The organism is Curvibacter sp. GW821-FHT09D12 (assembly GCF_059416245.1).
The window spans coordinates 291,340-309,531 of the sequence record NZ_JBWKOU010000002.1 but is presented as its reverse complement, the minus strand read 5'-3'; the positions used below and the strand labels follow the sequence as shown (position 1 = coordinate 309,531).

The following is an 18,192-nucleotide window of genomic DNA, read 5'->3' as shown; positions in this document are numbered from 1 at the left end:
ATAATTCGGCAGTGTGGTGGGGCTCGGTGACCAGGCTGTGACTGGCTGTTACAGAGCCACCCTGCAGCCGGTGAGGTTGGCGCCCTCATCGGTGCGTCGCTGGCCTGCCAGCGAGGTAACGCAGCGTTGCCAATTCAAGACGGGTGAGCCTTGCGGTGCGGGCGTAAGCTTGGGGGCGCGGCTTTGACGGCCCGCAGCCCACCTCCAAGATTTGCATTCGGTGCCCCAGCAGCGGCTGCCTGGATGAAGCCCTTTTTGCGCCCCCACACCATGACCGACGGTTTACCTCACCCCCAAAGAATGCTGGCCTTTGCGGCCATTGCGCTGGCCATGTGCATCTCGGTGCTGGACGGGGCCATCGTCAACGTCGCGCTGCCTGCCATCGGTGCTGACCTGAAGGTGTCGGCGGCGCAGTCGATCTGGGTGGTGAACGCTTACCAGCTGGCCATCACGGTATCGCTGTTGCCCCTGGCCACGCTGGGCGACATCCTGGGCTACAAGCGTGTGTACATGGCCGGGCTGGCGGTGTTCACCCTGGCCTCGCTGGCCTGTGCTCAGGCACAGAGCCTGGAGGTGCTGACCGCGGCCCGCGTGCTGCAGGGCCTGGGGGCGGCAGGCATCATGAGTGTGAACATCGCGCTGGTGCGCTTCATCTTTCCACGCGACCAACTGGGCGTGGGGGTGGGCTACACCTCGCTGGTGGTGGCGGCCTCGTCGGTGGCGGGGCCGGGTATTGCGTCAGCGATCCTGGCGCTGGCCCATTGGCAGTGGCTGTTTCTGGTGAACCTGCCGCTCGGGCTGCTGGCCTTGGCGGTGGCCGCGCGCACCCTGCCGCTCACGCCGGCATCGGGGCATCGCTTCGATGTGTTGAGCGCGGTGCTGAATGCCCTGACGTTCGGGCTGGTGATCTCGGGGCTGGACGCGTTCAGCCGGCTTGGCGGCGCGGCCCATGGCGTGGCCCTGCTGGTGGCCGGGCTGAGCGTGGGCGTGGTGTTTGTGGCGCGCGAACGCCGCCTGGCCGTGCCCATGCTGCCGGTGGATCTGCTGCGCATGCCGGTGTTTGCCTGGTCGCTGGTGACCTCGATCTGCTCTTTCTCGGCCCAGTCCATGGCGATGGTGGCCCTGCCCTTCTACTTTGAGCAGACCTTGGGCCGTTCCCCAGTGCAGACCGGGCTTTTGATGACCCCCTGGCCCTTGATGACGGCCCTGGTGGCGCCGGTGGCCGGCAGGTTATCGGACCGTTTACGCCCCGAGAAGATCAGCAGTGTGGGGCTGGTGCTGTTTGCGGCGGGCCTGGGTTCGCTGTCGCTGTTGAGCGACACGGCCTCGGCCTGGGACATCGCCTGGCGCATGGGCTTGTGCGGGCTGGGCTTTGGGCTGTTCCAGTCGCCCAACAACCGGGTGATCGTGAGCAGTGCTCCGCGTGAGCGCAGCGGCGGGGCCGCCGGCCTGCAATCGATGGGGCGCCTGCTGGGCCAGTCGGCCGGCGCCGTGGGGGTGGCGCTGGCCTTCGGCCTGCTGTCGCAGCAGCACCCGACCCCCCTGATTTGTGCCGGCGCCGCCTTGCTGAGCCTGCTGGCGGCCGTCGCCAGCGGGCTGCGTGATCCGCGCGCGGCCATGAAGCCTTGACGATGAAGCCTGGATGATCCTGCCGCTGCTGGACCCTGGCCCTCTGGCGCGACTTTGAGGGGCGTCAAGGAAAGCGTCATGGGGGCCCTGGGGCGAGGTTCGGCCTTCTACAATCTGCGGCGCACGGCTTGTGGCCCGGGTGGCCCCGGCTGGAGGCCGCGACATCACCGCCCGGTCTGAGAACACTCCAAACCGGCCACCCACTCCCGGTGATCGACACCCGCAACGGAACAAGTGCAAGGCGAACCCCAAGGTGAAACGCAACGGGAACATGCATGTCTGGCTGCTCACGGCCCTGGTGTTCTGCGCCACGCTGGTGGTGGGGGGCTTGCTGCGAGCGCAGGTCGAGAAGAACCAGCTGCTGGAGGCCCGATCGGTGGCCCGAAGCCTGGCCCACGCCTCGGCCCATGCCATCGAAGAGCGCCTGGGTCGCTCGCTTTCGGCCACCTATGCCCTGGCGGCGGTGGTGGCCCAGGGCAATGGGCGGGTCAATGATTTTGATGCCCTGAGCCGGCAACTGATGCTCAATCTTGGCGGCATCAGCAATCTGCAGTTGGCCCCGGACGGCGTGGTGGCCGCCATTTCGCCCTTGGCGGGCAATGAAAAAGCACTGGGCCACAATTTGCTGGCAGACAGTGCCCGCAACAAGGAGGCACGCATGGCCCTGGCTACGCGCAGCCTGACCTTGGCCGGCCCGTTCGACCTGGTGCAGGGGGGCATGGCCGTGGTGGGGCGTCTGCCGGTGTACCTGCCGGGCAAGGGTGGGGAGGCCAGCTTCTGGGGTTTCACCACGGCGTTGCTTCTGATTCCGGACCTGTTGCAGAGCAGCCAACTGAACCGGCTGGGTGAGCAGGGGTACCGATACCAGCTGTGGCGCACGCACCCCGACACCCTTCAGCGTCAGGTCATTGCCGGCCTGCCGGGGCACGTGCTGGAGGCGCCGGTCGATACCCCCCTCGAAGTCCCCAATGGCCACTGGACGCTGTCGGTGGAACCGATTCAGGGCTGGATCAACCCGGCGGACAGCGCATGGGGTCTGCTGGCCTGTGTTTTCATGGCTGGTTTGCTGGCGTTTCTCACCCATACCCTGCTGATGCAGCCCGTGCGCCTGCGCCGCGAGGTGGCTCTGCGCACGCAGGAGCTGGAGCAGGCCAATGGGCAACTGGCTGGCGAGATCGAAGAGCGGCGAAAGGCCGAAGAGCACCTGCGCCTGGCTGCCAATGTGTTCACCTTTGCGCGTGAGGCGATCTCGATCACCGATGCCCGGGGCACCATCATTGACGTCAACGCGGCCTTCTCGCGCATCACGGGCTACGAGCGTGCCGAGGTGCTGGGCCAGAACCCCCGCATCCTGCAGTCGGGGCGCCAGGGCCCGGCCTACTATGCGGCCATGTGGCAAAGCCTGACGGCCAGCGGCTACTGGTCGGGGGAGATCTGGAACCGGCGCAAGAACGGCGAGGTGTTTGCCGAACTGCTGACCATCAGCGCCGTCAAGAACGCCGAGGGGGTGACCCAGAACTATGTGGCCCTGTTCACCGACATCACGCCGATGAAGGAGCAGCAAAAGCAGCTTGAACACATCGCCCACTACGACGCCCTCACCGATTTGCCCAACCGCACGCTGCTGGCCGACCGGCTGCAGCAGGCCATGGCCCAGACCCAGCGCCGCAGCCAGTCGCTGGCGGTAGCCTATCTGGATCTGGACGGCTTCAAGACCGTGAACGACACCCACGGCCACGCCGTGGGCGACGAGCTGCTGGTGGCGCTGGCGGCACGCCTGCTGGCCACCTTGCGCGAGGGCGATACCCTGTCGCGCATCGGGGGTGATGAGTTCGTGGCGATCCTGGTGGATCTGGAATCGGTGTCGGCCCATGAGACGGTGCTGGTACGCCTGCTGGAGGCCGCCTCCACTCCCGTGAAGATCAAGGGCCTGAGCCTGCAGGTGTCGGTCAGCATCGGCCTCACGCTGTACCCGCAAGACAACGTGAGCGCTGACCAGTTGATGCGCCATGCCGACCAGGCCATGTACATCGCCAAGCAAGGCGGCAAGAACCGCTACCACCTGTTCGATGTGATCCAGGATTCGGCCGTCAAGACGCACCGTGAGCAACTGGCGCAGATCCGTGCGGCCTTGCACAAGGGCGAGTTTGTGCTGCATTACCAACCCAAGGTGGATTTGCAGCTGGGTCGGATGGTGGGGGTGGAGGCCCTGATCCGCTGGCAATCCCCGCAGGCCGGGCTGCAATTGCCCGGCAGCTTTCTGCCCGCGATCGAGAACGACGTCACCGCCATCGACCTGGGCGAGTGGGTGATTGCCCAGGCCCTGCACCAGCTGAGCGAGTGGCATGCCAGCGGCCTGCTGATCAGCGTGAGCGTGAACATCGGGGCACGCCAGCTGCAGCAGGCCAATTTCAAGCGCCGGCTGGCGCGCTTGATGCAATTGCACCTGAAGGTCGACCCGGCCTATGTGGAGCTTGAGATCCTGGAGACCAGCGCGCTGGAGGACATCGAACAGGCCTCGCAGGCCATCCGCGACTGCCGGGCTCTGGGCGTGCGCTTTGCGCTGGATGATTTCGGCACCGGCTACTCATCGCTCACCTACCTCAAGCACCTGCCGGTGGAGGTCCTGAAGATCGACCGCAGTTTTGTCAGCGACATGCTGGACGACCCCGACGACCTGAGCATCGTGCGAGGCGTGGTGAGCCTGGCCGAAGCCTTCGGCCGCGAGGTGATTGCCGAGGGCGTCGAGTCGGTGGCCCATGGGCAGGCCCTGCGCCAACTGGGCTGCCGAATGGCCCAGGGCTTTGGCATCGCCCGCCCCATGCCGGCGGCCGAGCTGCAGGCTTGGCAGATGCGCTGGGACGCGGATCCCGGCTGGATGGCCTTGCGGCAGGCGTGGCCATCCAGCCACACCAGCCAGCCTGCTCCGCTTTGAGCCCCCGCGGCCGTGGCCGTTGTCAGCGCACCTGCACGCCGTTCCAGAAGGCGACCCGGCCCCTGACCGCTTCAGCTTCGGGCTTGGGATCCGGGTAGTACCAGATGGCGTTGGCGTTGAGTTCACCATTCACCAGCAGCGAGTAGTAATTCGCCTGGCCTTTCCAGGCGCAGGTGCTGCGGTGGTTGCTGAAGGTGACGTAGCTGCGATTGAGCGCGCTTTCTGGGAAGTAGTGGTTGCCCTCGACGAGCACCGTGTCGTCGCTGTCTGCGATGACGACACCGTTCCAGGTGGCTTGCATGATGTGTTTCCTTTCAGGGAGCGGTCAGCCAATGCAGGCTGAAGAGTTGTTCGGGATCGGTCCAGACGGTGCCAGGCTGCCAGCCCGCCTGGGCCGCCAGATGACGCAGGCCGTCAATGGTGAATTTGTACGAATTTTCAGTGTGCAAGGTCTGCCCTTGCTCGAAGCGGTAGCGTTGCTGCTGCAATTCAACGGTTTGTTGGCACCGGCTCACCAGGTGCATCTCGATGCGTTGCAGCGGCGCGTTGTAGAAAGCGCTGTGATCGAATTGTTCCAGATCGAAGTTGCAGCCCAGCTCCCGGTTGGCCCGCAGCAACAGGTTTTTGTTGAAGGCGGCCGTGACGCCCTGGCGATCGTTGTAGGCCGCATGCAGGCGATCAGGGTGTTTGATGAGGTCGACGCCGATCAGCAAGGCACCACCGCGCAGCAAATCGGCCGCCTGGCGGAAGAACTGTTGCGCTTCATCCGGGGTGAAATTGCCCAGTGTCGAGCCCGGGAAAAAGCCCACGCGGCGGCGCGGCCCGGGGTCGGGCAGGCGCAGTTCGGTGGTGTAGTCGGCCACCACCGGGCAGATGGCTATGCCTGGGTACCGACGGGCCAGCCTGGCGGTGGACACCGCCAGGTGCTCCCCCGAGATATCGACGGGGCAGTAGCGCAGGTCCCGCAGGCCTGTGCGCATGTGGTCGAGCAAGGCCTGTACTTTGATGCAAGAGCCGGCACCAAATTCAATCAGTTCGACGGAGTGACCGATGTGCGCGGCCATTTCGTGCCCGCAGCGCTGCAGGATCTGGTGCTCCGTGCGGGTGGGGTAGTACTCTGGCAGGTCGCAAATGGCGTCGAACAGCGCCGAGCCGGCCGCATCGTAAAAGTACTTGGGCGAAATCTGCCGCGGCGTGCCACGCAGCGCGGCGTGCAGGTCGGCGGCGAAGGCCATGGCCTCGGGTGAGGGCGTCGGGGCCGGCGCTGGCGGTGAGAACAAGCTCATGATGCAGTCCCCTCTGAGGCACTCTGCAGGTCGCGCGCCAGCCTCAGGCCACTGAATTGCCAGCGTGCGGCCGGCGCAAAGAAATTGCGGTACGTGTGCCGGGCATGGTCGGGTGGCGTGGCCTGACTGCTGCCGCGCAGCACCAGTTGGCCCACCATGAATTTGCCGTTGTACTCGCCCACCGCACCGCTCAGGGGCTTGAAGCCGGGATAGGGGTGGTAGGCCGATCGGGTCCACTGCCAGACCTGACCCTGCAAGTCTTGGCAGGCCGCCGATGTGCTGGCGGCCTCCCATTCGAATTCGGTAGGCAGCCGGGCCCCGGCCCACTCGGCATAGGCCGCCGCCTCATAGAAGCTCACATGGCTGACCGGGGCGTTCGGGTCCAAGGCCTGCACGCCGTGCAAACCAAAAACCTGCCAGTGGGGAGCGGGGGCTCTGGCATCGCCGGGCGCCAGCCAGTAAGGCGGCTGCGTCCAGCCCTGGGCCTGAACAGTGGCCCAGCCATCCGACAGCCACAGGCCCGGACGCTGGTAGCCGCCATCCTCGATGAAGGCCAGAAAATCGCCGCAACTCACCAAGCGGGTCGCGATCTCGAAGCCCTGCAACCAGACCTGGTGGCGCGGGCCTTCGTTGTCAAAATGAAAGCCCTGTTCACCGGCCCCGATGGCGACCATCCCCTCCTCCAGCCGCTGCCAGGCGGGCTCAGCCGCGATGGCCCTGTCAGCGCGGGCTGGGGCCTCTTGAAACCATCGCGGCAGCAGGGGGTTGCACGAGAATGCGTGCAGCAGGTCGGTCAGCATCAGTTCTTGGTGCTGCTGCTCGTGGTGCAGGCCCAGCTCGATCAGAGGCCAAGCCTGTTGCCAGGTGCTGGGCTCGCAGCCCTGCATGAACGCCAGCATGGCCCGATCAACATGTTGGCGGTAGGCCAGCACCTCGACCAGGTCGGGCCGGGTCAGCAAGCCGCGTTGCGGCCTGGGGTGGCGCGGCCCCAGCGCTTCGTAGTAGCTGTTGAACAGGCGCAGAAAGCGCTCGTCATAGGGCTTTCTACCGGGCTCGTGAGGCAGCAGCACCACGGCTTCAAAAAACCAGCTCACGTGCCCGAGATGCCATTTGACCGGGCTGGCATCCGGCATCGACTGGACGCACAGGTCCTCGGCACCCAGGTCTTTGCACAAGGCCAGGCTGCGCTGCCGCACGGCCTGGTAGCGTTCAATGGAATTTTGTCGCGCAGACCAATAGGCGTCTTCGCCGGGCTGATCCACGGCGGTGGGCGAGAAAGGCGGCATGCATGGGCTCCTGGTGGGCGTCACAGCCGGCGTCGTGCGACGCCGTCGGGCCGACTCTTGTCTCGCGTGAGTCGTGCCCGACCTGCAATTTATTACAGCACAGTGCCAGTGAGGTGACAAACGCTGCAGGACCTTGTCTCCGGTCTGTGTTGGCGAATCGGGCTTCTGTATCGCACCCATCCGCTTGGATCTGTATCTTTTCAGGTGCTGGGGCTGTCCCTATCCTTGGGGGCATACCCAACCTTGAGCGTTTTGCCTCGACACAGGACCTGCCCATGCCAGAAATTGCCAGTTTGTTTGCCTTCGGCCTGATCTCGTTGGGCATGGCGCTCACACCCGGGCCGAACATGGTCTACATCATTTCGCGCGCCATCTGCCAGGGGCGGGGCGCCGGCCTGATCTCCCTGGGCGGGGTCGCACTCGGCTTTGTGTTCTACATGGTGTTCGCTGCATTCGGGATCACGGCCTTGCTGATGGCGGTGCCTTATGCCTATGACGCCTTGAGGATGGGCGGTGCTGTCTATCTTTTCTACCTCGCCTGGCAGGCCATCCGGCCCGGCGGGCGCTCACCCTTCGAAATACGCCAGTTGCCCAAGGACAGCCCGCGAAAGCTGTTCACCATGGGGTTCCTCACCAACTTGCTCAACCCCAAGATCGCGATGATCTACCTGTCCATGCTGCCGCAGTTCATCCAGCCCGAACATGGCAGCCCGCTGCTGCAATCCCTGGTGCTGGGCTTCACCCAGATCGTGGTGAGCCTCAGCGTCAATGCCATGGTGGCCCTGTTGGCGGGCTCGATGGCCGTCTTTCTCGCCACCCGGCCCCGTTGGCAAAGGGTTCAACGTTGGTTGATGGGCACCGTGTTGGCGGGATTGGCCACCCGCTTGGTGCTGGAGCGGCGCTAGGCTCGCGTGCGCGCGAACACCGTCCCAAACAAAAAAATGGCCCGGTGATTCCGGGCCATTTCACTTTTTGGGGCGCAAGCGTTTCAGGGACTGGCCTTGGCTTGCATTGGGTGCGTGAGCAGACGTCTCAAACGTCAATATTCCCCGCCCGCAGCGCGTTGGTCTCGATGAAGTCGCGGCGCGGCTCCACCTCGTCGCCCATGAGCATGGTGAAGACGCGGTCGGCTTCGATGGCGTCGTCGATCTGCACGCGCAGCAGGCGGCGCACGTTGGGGTCCATGGTGGTTTCCCAGAGCTGCTCGGGGTTCATCTCGCCCAGGCCCTTGTAGCGCTGGCGGCTGGTGGTGCGTTCGGCTTCGGCGATGAGCCACTTCATGGCCTGGCGGAAGTCGCTGACCTTTTCTTCCTTCTGGCGTTCGCCTTCGCCACGGGTGGCCTTGGCGCCTTCGGAGAGCAGGCCCTTGAAGGTTTCGGCGGCTTCGGCCAGGGCGGCGTAGTCGGCGCCGCGCACAAAGTCTTGCGTGAGCACGCTGCTCTTGATGTTGCCGTGGTGGCGGCGGCTGATGCGCAGCACGGGCTTGTCGGTGCGGGCGTCGAACTCGCCGGCCACTTCGGCGGGCACGCCGGTGGTGGTCAGCTCGCGCAGCTTGGCTTGCAGGGTCACGGCGCTGGCTTCGGCGTCGGCCACGCTGTCGAGGTTCAGGGCCACACCGTCGGCGATGGCGCGCAGGGCCTCGGCGTCCATGAAATTGCTCAGGCGGGCGATCACACTTTCTGCGATCTGGTGCTTGCGGGCCAGTTCGGCCAGGGTGTCGCCGTTGAGGGTTTGCGGGGCTGCGCCACCGGTGCTGATGCTGGCATCCTTGAGGGCGATGCGCAGCAGGAAGCCGTCGAGTGCCGGGCCGTCCTTGAGGTACAGCTCTTCCTTGCCGGCCTTGACTTTGTAGAGCGGCGGCTGGGCGATGTAGATGTGGCCACGCTCGACCAACTCAGGCATCTGGCGGTAGAAGAAGGTGAGCAGCAAGGTGCGGATGTGGGCGCCGTCGACGTCGGCATCGGTCATGATGATGATGCGGTGGTAGCGCAGCTTGGCGACGTTGAAGTCGTCTCCGCCGGTGTTGCCACCGGCCTTGCCGATGCCGGTACCCAGGGCCGTGATGAGCGTGAGGATTTCGTTGCTGGTGAGCAGCTTCTCGTAGCGGGCCTTTTCGACGTTCAGGATCTTGCCGCGCAGGGGCAGGATGGCCTGGAACTTACGGTCGCGGCCTTGCTTGGCCGAGCCGCCGGCGGAGTCGCCCTCGACGATGTAGATTTCGCACATCGCGGGGTCTTTTTCCTGGCAGTCGGCCAGTTTGCCGGGCAGGCCCATGCCGTCGAGCACACCCTTGCGGCGGGTCATTTCGCGGGCCTTGCGGGCGGCTTCACGGGCGCGGGCGGCTTCGATGATCTTGCCGCAGATGATCTTGGCGTCGTTGGGGCGCTCTTGCAGGTAGTCGGTGAGGAGCTTGCTGACGATGTCTTCGACCGGAGCGCGCACTTCGCTGGACACCAGTTTGTCCTTGGTCTGGCTGCTGAACTTGGGCTCAGGCACCTTGACGCTGAGCACGCAGCAAAGGCCTTCACGCATGTCGTCACCGCTGACCTCGACCTTGGCTTTCTTGGCCAATTCCTGCTCTTCGATGTACTTGTTGATGACGCGGGTCATGGCCGCGCGCAGACCGGTGAGGTGGGTGCCACCGTCACGCTGAGGGATGTTGTTGGTGAAGCAGAGCACGCTTTCGTTGTAGCCGCTGTTCCACTGCATGGCCACTTCCACCCCGATGTGGGTGCCGGCAATGCCGCCGTAGGTCTCGGCGGGGCGTTCGCCGTGGGCGTAGAAGATGTTGGGGTGCAGGACCTGCTTGCCCTTGTTGATGAATTCAACAAAGCCACGCACGCCGCCAGCGCCCGAGAAGTCGTCTTCCTTGCCGCTGCGCTCGTCTTTCAGGCGGATGCGCACGCCGTTGTTCAGGAAGCTGAGCTCGCGCAGGCGTTTGGACAGGATTTCGTAGTGGAAATCGTTGTTTTGCTGAAAGATCTCGGTGTCGGGCAGGAAGTGCACCTCGGTGCCGCGCTTCTCGGTGGCGCCGGTGACCTTCATGGGCGAGACCTCGAAGCCGTCGACGGTCTCGAGCAGGCGGTGCTGCACAAAGCCCTTGGCGAATTCGATCTCATGCACCTTGCCTTCGCGGCGCACGGTGAGACGCAGCCACTTGGACAGGGCGTTCACGCAGCTCACGCCCACGCCGTGCAGACCGCCCGACACCTTGTAGCTGTTCTGGTTGAACTTGCCGCCAGCATGCAGCTCGGTCAGGGCGATTTCGGCGGCACTGCGCTTGGGCTCGTGCTTGTCGTCCATCTTGACGCCGGTCGGGATGCCGCGGCCGTTGTCGGTGACGCTGATCGAGTTGTCGCTGTGGATGGTGACGACGATGTCGTCGCAGTGGCCGGCCAGGGCCTCGTCGATCGAGTTGTCGACCACTTCGAACACCAGGTGGTGCAGGCCGGTGCCGTCCGAGGTGTCGCCGATGTACATGCCGGGCCGCTTGCGCACGGCCTCCAGGCCTTCGAGGATCTGGATGGCACCTTCGCCATAGCCCTCGGACGCCCCTGCCTGGTTGGTGTCGATCTTGGTTTGCGGCAGGTCGCTGAAGGCTTCGTTGGAGCTGGTTTCAGCGTCGGACAGCGGCTTGTTTGGTTCGGTCATGGTGCGTTTTTCTCAATCTCTTGATGGACCAAACCCGCGCAGAACACAGCTGGTTCAGCGCGGGTCGGGTTCAGGGTTGTGGCGTTGTGCGCAAGGCCTTGGTTCTGCTGGAGGGGCCTCAGATGCGCATCGGCATCACCACGTACTTGAAGCTGTCGTTTTCGGGGATGGTGACCAGGGCCGAGCTGTTGGAGTCGGACAGCTCGATCTTCACCATGTCCTGGTCCATGTTGCCCAGGGCATCGATCAGGTAGGTGACGTTGAACCCGATCTCGATGGTGTCGCCGCCGTAGTCGATGTCGAGTTCGTCGACCGCTTCTTCCTGTTCGGCGTTGCTGGAGGCAATGCGCAGGGTGCCAGGCTCGAGGTTCAGGCGCACGCCCTTGAACTTGTCGCTGGTCAGAATGGCGGTGCGCTGCAGGCTGGCCAGCAAGGTGGTGCGGCCCAGGGTCAGGCTGTTGCGGTGGCCCTTGGGGATCACCCGGTTGTAGTCGGGGAACTTGCCCTCGACCAGCTTGGTGACGAACTCCATGCCGTCGAAGCTGAATTTGGCCTGGTTGTTGGCAAACTGCATCTCGATGCCACCTTCGGCATCGGACAGCAGGCGTTGCAGTTCGAGCACGGTCTTGCGCGGCAGGATCACTTCCTGCTTGGGCACTTCCACGTCCAGGGTGGCCGAGGCGAAGGCCAGGCGGTGGCCATCGGTGGCGACCAGGCTCAGGGTCTTGCCCTCGGCAACGAACAAGATGCCATTGAGGTAGTAGCGGATGTCGTGCACGGCCATGGCAAAGGACACCTGACCCAGCAGGCTCTTGAGTGTCTTTTGCGGCACGCTGAACTCGGGGCCGAAGTTGGCGGCCTCTTGCACCAGCGGGAAGTCTTCTGCCGGCAGGGTCTGCAGAGTGAAACGGCTCTTGCCACCCTTGAGAATGAGCTTGTTCTGGCTGGACTCCAGGCTCACGGTCTGATCGCCCGGCATGGTGCGCAGGATGTCGATCAGCTTGCGAGCCCCCACAGTGGTGGTGAAGTTGCCGGCATCACCGTCAAGCTCGGCGGTGGTGCGGATCTGGATTTCCAGATCGCTCGTGGTCAGTTGCAGCGCGCTGCCGGTCTTGCGGATCAGCACGTTGGCGAGGATGGGCAGGGTGTGGCGGCGCTCGACAATGCCTGCAACCGATTGCAGAACCGACAGGACTTTGTCTTGTGTGGCCTTCAGGACGATCATGTCAACCTCTAGTTCAAATTCTTTGTAGCAGCTTCAAGCGACATTCCGGTGCCGGGGCGGTTCGGCACAGCACCGACCCGAGGCCCTCCCTGGAAACACGCCATTTTCACCGTTTTTCGGGGCGTTTTTGAGTCAAGGCCCCGCTTGTTCGGGCTTCTGGGGGCACGCCTTGGCCCGGTGCGCATTTCATCACATCAGCCCTTCAGGGTTTGCTCCAGCACGTGAAGCTGCTGGTTGAGTTCGGTCAGCTGCTGGCGCTCGCCCGAAATCTTGCGCACCGCGTGCAGCACGGTGGTGTGGTCGCGGCCACCGAACAGTTCGCCGATCTCGGGCAGACTCTTCTGGGTCAATTCTTTGGCCAGGTACATGGCGATCTGGCGCGGGCGGGCGATGCTGGCCGGGCGCTTCTTGCTGTACATGTCGGCCACTTTGATCTTGTAGTAATCGGCGACGGTCTTCTGGATGTTCTCGACACTGATCTGGCGGTTCTGGATTGACAGCAGGTCGCGCAGGGCCTCGCGGGCCAGCTGGATCGAGATTTCCTTCTGGTTGAAACGCGAGTAAGCCAGGATCTTGCGCAGTGCGCCTTCGAGCTCACGCACGTTGGAGCGCACGTTCTTGGCCACAAAGAACGCCACTTCTTCGGGCATTTCGGTGCCTTCGGCGCGTGATTTGTTGATCAGGATCGCCACCCGCATTTCGAGCTCAGGGGGCTCGATGGCCACGGTCAGGCCCGAGTCGAAGCGTGAGACGAGGCGCTCGTGGATATCTGCCAGACCCTTGGGGTAGGTGTCGCTGGTCATCACGATGTGTGATTTCTTGGCCAGCAAGGCTTCGAAGGCGTTGAAGAATTCTTCTTGCGTGCGGTCCTTGTTGGCGAAGAACTGCACGTCATCGATCAACAGCAGATCGAGCGAGTGGTAGCGCTCCTTGAACTCGTCAAAAGCCTTGCGCTGATAGGCTTTAACCACATCCGACACGAATTGTTCGGCATGGATGTAGAGAACTTTCGAGTCTGGCTTGTCGGCCAGCAGGCGGTTGCCCACCGCATGCATCAAGTGGGTCTTGCCCAGGCCCACGCCACCATAGATGAACAGGGGGTTGTAGAGGTGGCCCGGCGTGCCGGCGACGTGCATGGCGGCGGCCCGTGCCATGCGGTTGGCCGTGCCTTCCACCAGGGTGTCGAAAGTCAGGGCCGCGTTGAGTCGGTTCTTGAAGGTGCCGGCGCCCGGGTCTTCGCTGGGGGCGGTCGGTTCAGGGGCTTGCTGAGGCTCGGAGGCCATCGATGCAGTGGGCGCAGAATAAGCTCTGGCCGCGGGTTCTCGCTGAGTGAGCGCTAACTCGATGGGGACGGCTTGGCCATACAGGCGCTCCAGCATCTGGGCGATGCGGCTGGCGTATTGGGCGCGGATCCAGTCGAGCTTGAAGCGGTTGGCAACGTAGATGGTGATCTTGGACAGGTCGTCCGGAGCCTGGGCCACCAGGGGCTTGATCCAGGTGTTGAATTGCTGTTCAGGCAGTTCTTGGGCGAGTTGCTCGATACATGCCTGCCAGAGGCTGTGTCCTGCGTTCGGGGATGCGCTCTCGGTGGCGCTGTTCAGGTTTCCCTCGGTCATTCTTGGTCTGTTTTCTGTGGATAGTCAATTGCGGACAGCGGGCTGGATTCTAGTTTGTCAAATGGTTATCCACAACCTGAAGCGCTGAAGCCCCTGCCCTCGGATCACGGCATGGCGGCAACTGGCAAAGACCTTCAAAATGTGCTTGTACTTGTCGCGGTCATGAAATGTTGCGATAATCATGGGTTTCCCCGAATGCGGTAGCTGCTACGGTAGTTGCTTCAGTCGGGCGATTAGAACAAGGCCCCTGGTTTGGGCGCGGTTTGCAGCAAGGTTGTCAGGCGCAGGTTTGACGGCGTTGCACGAGCAGTGCATGAACGAATGGCCAGAACTGAACCTCTAGGAATTCATCATGAAACGCACTTACCAACCTTCCAAAATCCGTCGCGCCCGCACCCATGGCTTCCTGGTCCGCATGAAGACCCGTGGTGGTCGTGCCGTGATCAACGCACGCCGCGCCAAGGGCCGCAAGCGTCTGGCTGTCTAAGCCAGGCATTGCCTGGTGAACTCCGGGCTGCTCTCGTGCAACGGCTGAAAACCCGTCCGCAGTTCCAGGCCGCGATGGCGGGTGGTACGGTGTCTCGCACACCGCACTTTGCTTTGCACCGCCTGGTGCTCTCCGCCGACGCTGCGGCGTCGACGGTTCGGCCTCAAGAAGGGCCTGATGTTTCGCCAGTGCGAAATGATCAGGCTCTTTTTGTCGTTCCTGGCTCCGTTTCAGGGCAGCCCTGGCTTGGCGCCATGGTGCCCAAGCGCTGGGCCAAGCGGGCCGTGACCCGCAACACCATCAAGCGCCAGATTTACGCGCTGGGGGCGGAATTCGAGCCTCGCCTGATGGTTGCCGCCCATGTGGTGCGTTTGCGCTCCAGCTTTGACCGCAAGCAATTTGTCAGCGCCACTTCCGATGTACTGCGCCAAGCCGTGCGTGCCGAGCTGAATCAGCTGTTTCGGCGCGCATGTGTCTCGCCGTCTCGCGCGGCGCCTTTGGCCCCTGCTTCAGCCGCGGGTGAGCCAGGAGTTGCATGATGATGAAGCGTGTGCTGATCGGTCTGGTTCGCGCGTATCGCCTGCTGTTGAGTCCTTGGCTGGGCTCTGCCTGCCGCTTCGAGCCGACCTGTTCTGTCTATTCATTGCAGGCCCTTGAGCAGCACGGTGCTGCGGCCGGCAGTTACCTGACCCTGCGGCGTCTGGTACGCTGCCACCCCTGGTGTGCCGGTGGAGCCGATCCGGTCCCCGCCGAACGTCCCCGGCTGTTCAGGCTGGGGGGCGTCTCTGCTTGTGCCCCCATTTCCCAACATTCTTCGCAAAAGAAGTCTTCATGAACGACATTCGCCGCACCATCTTGTGGGTGATCTTCGGGTTCTCCATGGTCCTGTTGTGGGACAAATGGCAAGTCCACAACGGCAACAAGGCCATGTTCTTCCCGAGCAGCGCCCCCGCGGCCACGGCTGCGGCAGAAGGCGCGGCCAAGCCCGCGGTGGCTGGCAGTGCGGCTGTGCCCACCAGCGTCAGCAACGCAACGGCTCAGTTGCCGGCTGCTGGCACGGTGGCTGCACCGGCGCCCCGTCAGTCGGTCGAGGTCACCACGGACGTCTTCAAGCTGACCTTTGACAGCGAGGGTGGTTCGCTGGTCAAGGCCGAGCTGTTGAAGTATTCGGACGTTGAGCACAAGGACCGGTCTGTGGTCTTGCTGGACGACAGCAAGGACCGCGTCTACGTGGCCCAGACGGGCCTGATCGGTGGCGGTTTCCCCACCCACAAGACCCCGATGAACGTCGTGCCCGGCCCGCGCACCCTCAAGGACGGCGAGAGCGAGCTGACCGTGCGCTTTGAGTCGCCTGACCTGGGCGGCGTGAAGCTGATCAAGACCTACACCCTGCGCCGTGGCGCCTACGACCTGGCTGTGAAGCACGAAGTGCAGAACACCGGCAGCGCCGCTGTGACCCCGCAGATCTACTTCCAACTGGTGCGCGATGGCAACAAGCCGCCAGGCGAATCCTCGTTCTATTCCACCTTCACCGGCCCGGCTGCATACACCGAAGCCAAGAAGTACCAGAAGGTCGAGTTCAAGGACATCGAAAACGGCAAGGCCGACATCCAGAAAGAGTCGGCCAATGGTTACGTCGCCATGGTGCAGCATTACTTTGCCAGCGCCTGGCTGCTGGCGGATGGTGTGCAGCGCGACCTGTTCATGCGCAAGGTGGACACCAACCTGTATTCGGTGGGCATGATCACCACCCTGCCCAGCATCGCGCCAGGCGCCAGCCAGTCGCTGGACGCCCGCTTCTATGCCGGCCCTGAGGAAGAAAAGAAACTCGAAGCCCTGAGCCCTGGCCTGGAACTGGTCAAGGATTACGGCTGGCTGACCATCCTGGCCAAGCCGCTGTACTGGCTGCTCGACAAGATTCATGGCCTGCTGGGCAACTGGGGCTGGTCGATCGTGGGTCTGGTGGTGCTGCTGAAGGCGGCGTTCTTCTGGCTCAACGCCAAGGCCTATTCGAGCATGGCCAAGATGAAGGCGATCAACCCCAAGATCACCGAGATGCGCGAGCGCCTGAAAGACAAGCCGCAGCAGATGCAGCAGGAGATGATGCGCATCTACCGCGAGGAAAAGGTCAACCCCATGGGGGGCTGCTTCCCCATCATGATCCAGATCCCGGTGTTCATTGCGCTGTACTGGGTGCTGCTGTCCAGTGTCGAGATGCGCAATGCGCCCTGGATGCTGTGGATCACTGACCTGTCGGCCAAAGACCCGCTGTACATCCTGCCCGTCATCATGACCGGCACCTCGCTGCTGCAGACCTGGCTCAACCCCACCCCGCCGGATCCGATGCAGGCCAAGATGATGTGGATCATGCCCCTGGTCTTCAGCGTGATGTTCTTTGCCTTCCCGGCCGGTCTGGTGATGTACTGGATCACCAACAACATCCTGTCCATCGCCCAGCAATGGGTGATCAACAAGCGGCTCGGCGTGAACTGAGCCCAGCCCTGAACTTCGGTTCGATCGAGGCCGTCCAGCGCAAGTTGGCCGGCCTTTTTTGATGAAGGAGCCCCGCCATGCTGGCCCGCCAATCCGACCCCATCGTTGCCATTGCCACCGCCCCCGGGCGTGGGGCCGTGGGCATCGTGCGCATCAGTGGCCCCGACGTCAGGCCGCTGGTGCAGGCCCTGTGCGGGCGCGCCTTGCGCCCCCGCGAGGCCACCTACCTGCCCCTGCGCGATGCGCAGGGCCAGCCCATTGACCATGGCCTGGCGCTGCACTTTCCAGCACCCAACTCCTACACCGGCGAAGATGTGCTGGAGCTGCAGGCGCACGGCGGCACGGTGGTGCTGCAGCTGCTGTTGGCACGCTGCCTTCAGGCTGCCGCCGAGACCGACCCTGCCACCGGACGCGTACGCCTGCCGGGCCTGCGGGTGGCGCAGCCGGGCGAATTCACCCAGCGGGCCTTCCTGAACGACAAGATCGACCTGGCCCAGGCCGAGGCCATCGCCGACCTGATCGACGCCAGCACCGAAGCCGCCGCCCGCAGCGCCGGGCGATCGCTGTCGGGCGAGTTCTCGCGTGAGGTACAACAACTGCGCGACGCGCTGATCCACCTGCGCATGCTGGTCGAGGCCACGCTCGACTTCCCCGAAGAGGAGATCGACTTTCTGCAAAAAGCCGATGCCCAGGGCCAGTTGGACCGACTGCGTGCCAGCCTGCAACGCGTGCAGCAGCGCACCCGCCAAGGTGCCTTGCTGCGTGAGGGCATCAAGGTGGTGATCGCAGGTCAGCCCAACGCGGGCAAGTCCTCCCTGCTCAATGCCCTGGCCGGGGCTGAGTTGGCCATCGTCACCCCGATTGCCGGCACCACCCGCGACAAGGTGGAGCAGACCATCCAGATCGAAGGCGTGCCCATCCATGTGATCGACACCGCCGGCCTGCGTGACAGCCAGGACGAGGTGGAACGCATCGGCATCGAGCGCGCCTGGGGCGAGATCGCCGCGGCCGATGCCGTGCTTTTCTTGCACGACCTCACCCGGGCCGAGCAGGTCGATTACCAGGCCGCCGATCAGGCCATTGCCGACACCCTGGCCAGCACCCTGGCGGCCCGGGTTCCTGTGCTGCATGTCTGGAACAAGGTCGACCAGGCCGCTGACTCGGCCGACGGAGAACTGTCGGGTTTGCGGCTGTCGGCCCGTACCGGCCAGGGCCTGGACCTGGTGCGCCAGCAACTGTTGCAGATGGCCGGCTGGCAGTCAGCCCCCGAGGGGGTCTACATCGCGCGCGAGCGCCACGTGCAGGCCTTGTTGCGGGTGCAGGCGCACCTCGACCAGGCCCACGCCTGTCTGGCCGCTCAGGCCCAGGCGCTGGACCTGCTGGCCGAAGAGCTGCGCCTGGCGCAGGGCGCCCTGAACGAGATCACCGGCGAATTCACGCCTGACGATTTGCTGGGCGTGATCTTTTCCAAGTTCTGCATCGGCAAATAAGACGGCACAGTGCCGTCTGTCCCAGGCTTCGGGGCGCGGCCACCGTTCTAGACTGGGGCACTTTCACCGCCCTGCTCCGCCATGCCCACTTCTT

Annotated in this window: 14 protein-coding genes; 8 read left to right on the top strand and 6 right to left on the bottom strand. The window is 64.0% G+C overall.

What is annotated here, in order from left to right; all coding sequences use genetic code 11:
• Positions 1-243: 243 nt before the first annotated feature.
• Positions 244-1,629 carry an MFS transporter gene (locus AC07PT_RS03915; RefSeq protein ID WP_494655838.1) on the top strand — a complete coding sequence of 462 codons (1,386 nt, stop codon included), beginning with the start codon at positions 244-246 and terminating at the stop codon, positions 1,627-1,629.
• Positions 1,630-1,900: 271 nt separating this feature from the next.
• Positions 1,901-4,564 (top strand): bifunctional diguanylate cyclase/phosphodiesterase, encoded by a 2,664-nt coding sequence (locus AC07PT_RS03910; protein WP_494655837.1) that lies wholly within the window; start codon positions 1,901-1,903, stop codon positions 4,562-4,564.
• A gap of 22 nt (positions 4,565-4,586) precedes the next feature.
• On the opposite strand, the gene AC07PT_RS03905 is transcribed toward AC07PT_RS03910, so the two are convergent.
• Genes AC07PT_RS03905 through egtB form a run of 3 tightly spaced genes read right to left on the bottom strand, consistent with a single transcriptional unit; the run spans position 4,587 to position 7,136 of the window.
• Positions 4,587-4,865 carry a DUF427 domain-containing protein gene (locus tag AC07PT_RS03905; protein WP_494655836.1) on the bottom strand — a complete coding sequence of 93 codons (279 nt, stop codon included), beginning with the start codon at positions 4,863-4,865 and terminating at the stop codon, positions 4,587-4,589.
• 13 nt (positions 4,866-4,878) lie between these two features.
• Entirely contained in the window at positions 4,879-5,850 is a 972-nt protein-coding gene (gene egtD, locus AC07PT_RS03900) for an L-histidine N(alpha)-methyltransferase (protein WP_494655834.1), read from the bottom strand.
• Complete coding sequence (gene egtB, locus AC07PT_RS03895) at positions 5,847-7,136, bottom strand: ergothioneine biosynthesis protein EgtB (protein ID WP_494655833.1); 1,290 nt, start codon at positions 7,134-7,136, stop codon at positions 5,847-5,849. The genes egtD and egtB overlap by 4 nt, the downstream gene beginning before the upstream one ends.
• Positions 7,137-7,411: 275 nt before the next feature.
• Between egtB and AC07PT_RS03890 the strand changes: the two genes are divergently transcribed.
• Complete coding sequence (locus tag AC07PT_RS03890; RefSeq protein ID WP_494655832.1) at positions 7,412-8,041, top strand: LysE family translocator; 630 nt, start codon at positions 7,412-7,414, stop codon at positions 8,039-8,041.
• A 127-nt stretch (positions 8,042-8,168) separates the two neighbouring features.
• Here the strand turns inward: AC07PT_RS03890 and gyrB are convergent, their stop codons facing one another.
• From gyrB to dnaA, 3 genes are all read right to left on the bottom strand, one after another.
• Positions 8,169-10,787, bottom strand: a complete 2,619-nt coding sequence (gene gyrB / locus AC07PT_RS03885) for a DNA topoisomerase (ATP-hydrolyzing) subunit B (RefSeq protein WP_492348588.1) — start codon at positions 10,785-10,787, stop codon at positions 8,169-8,171.
• Between the two features lie 118 nt (positions 10,788-10,905).
• Entirely contained in the window at positions 10,906-12,012 is a 1,107-nt protein-coding gene (dnaN, locus tag AC07PT_RS03880) for a DNA polymerase III subunit beta (protein ID WP_492348587.1), read from the bottom strand.
• Positions 12,013-12,206: 194 nt separating this feature from the next.
• Positions 12,207-13,628, bottom strand: coding sequence for a chromosomal replication initiator protein DnaA (dnaA, locus tag AC07PT_RS03875; protein ID WP_492348586.1), 1,422 nt, complete (start codon positions 13,626-13,628; stop codon positions 12,207-12,209).
• 352 nt (positions 13,629-13,980) lie between these two features.
• Between dnaA and rpmH the strand changes: the two genes are divergently transcribed.
• The 5 genes from rpmH (at position 13,981) to mnmE (ending at position 18,098) form a co-directional block, all read left to right on the top strand.
• On the top strand, positions 13,981-14,115 hold the full coding sequence (gene rpmH, locus AC07PT_RS03870; protein WP_006299042.1) for a 50S ribosomal protein L34: 135 nt from the start codon (positions 13,981-13,983) through the stop codon (positions 14,113-14,115).
• Between the two features lie 35 nt (positions 14,116-14,150).
• The gene (locus AC07PT_RS03865) at positions 14,151-14,654 is read left to right on the top strand and encodes a ribonuclease P protein component (protein WP_494655831.1); all 504 of its coding nucleotides are present in this window, start codon (positions 14,151-14,153) and stop codon (positions 14,652-14,654) included.
• Entirely contained in the window at positions 14,654-14,950 is a 297-nt protein-coding gene (yidD, locus tag AC07PT_RS03860) for a membrane protein insertion efficiency factor YidD (protein WP_492348642.1), read from the top strand. Before AC07PT_RS03865 ends, yidD begins: the two co-directional genes overlap by 1 nt.
• Complete coding sequence (gene yidC / locus AC07PT_RS03855; protein WP_494655830.1) at positions 14,947-16,608, top strand: membrane protein insertase YidC; 1,662 nt, start codon at positions 14,947-14,949, stop codon at positions 16,606-16,608. Before yidD ends, yidC begins: the two co-directional genes overlap by 4 nt.
• A gap of 77 nt (positions 16,609-16,685) precedes the next feature.
• Positions 16,686-18,098, top strand: a complete 1,413-nt coding sequence (mnmE, locus tag AC07PT_RS03850) for a tRNA uridine-5-carboxymethylaminomethyl(34) synthesis GTPase MnmE (RefSeq protein WP_494655829.1) — start codon at positions 16,686-16,688, stop codon at positions 18,096-18,098.
• The last annotated feature ends 94 nt before the right edge of the window (positions 18,099-18,192 follow it).

Excerpts from the sequence above, each read along its gene's own strand:
- dnaN (WP_492348587.1), bottom strand. The coding sequence starts at position 12,012 with ATGATCGTCCTGAAGGCCACACAAGACAAAGTCCTGTCGGTTCTGCAA.
- AC07PT_RS03890 (WP_494655832.1), top strand. The coding sequence starts at position 7,412 with ATGCCAGAAATTGCCAGTTTGTTTGCCTTCGGCCTGATCTCGTTGGGC.
- yidD (WP_492348642.1), top strand. The coding sequence starts at position 14,654 with ATGATGAAGCGTGTGCTGATCGGTCTGGTTCGCGCGTATCGCCTGCTG.
- AC07PT_RS03910 (WP_494655837.1), top strand. The coding sequence starts at position 1,901 with ATGCATGTCTGGCTGCTCACGGCCCTGGTGTTCTGCGCCACGCTGGTG.
- yidC (WP_494655830.1), top strand. The coding sequence starts at position 14,947 with ATGAACGACATTCGCCGCACCATCTTGTGGGTGATCTTCGGGTTCTCC.
- egtD (WP_494655834.1), bottom strand. The coding sequence starts at position 5,850 with ATGAGCTTGTTCTCACCGCCAGCGCCGGCCCCGACGCCCTCACCCGAG.
- AC07PT_RS03905 (WP_494655836.1), bottom strand. The coding sequence starts at position 4,865 with ATGCAAGCCACCTGGAACGGTGTCGTCATCGCAGACAGCGACGACACG.
- egtB (WP_494655833.1), bottom strand. The coding sequence starts at position 7,136 with ATGCCGCCTTTCTCGCCCACCGCCGTGGATCAGCCCGGCGAAGACGCC.
- dnaA (WP_492348586.1), bottom strand. The coding sequence starts at position 13,628 with ATGACCGAGGGAAACCTGAACAGCGCCACCGAGAGCGCATCCCCGAAC.
- AC07PT_RS03915 (WP_494655838.1), top strand. The coding sequence starts at position 244 with ATGAAGCCCTTTTTGCGCCCCCACACCATGACCGACGGTTTACCTCAC.
- mnmE (WP_494655829.1), top strand. The coding sequence starts at position 16,686 with ATGCTGGCCCGCCAATCCGACCCCATCGTTGCCATTGCCACCGCCCCC.
- gyrB (WP_492348588.1), bottom strand. The coding sequence starts at position 10,787 with ATGACCGAACCAAACAAGCCGCTGTCCGACGCTGAAACCAGCTCCAAC.
- rpmH (WP_006299042.1), top strand. The coding sequence starts at position 13,981 with ATGAAACGCACTTACCAACCTTCCAAAATCCGTCGCGCCCGCACCCAT.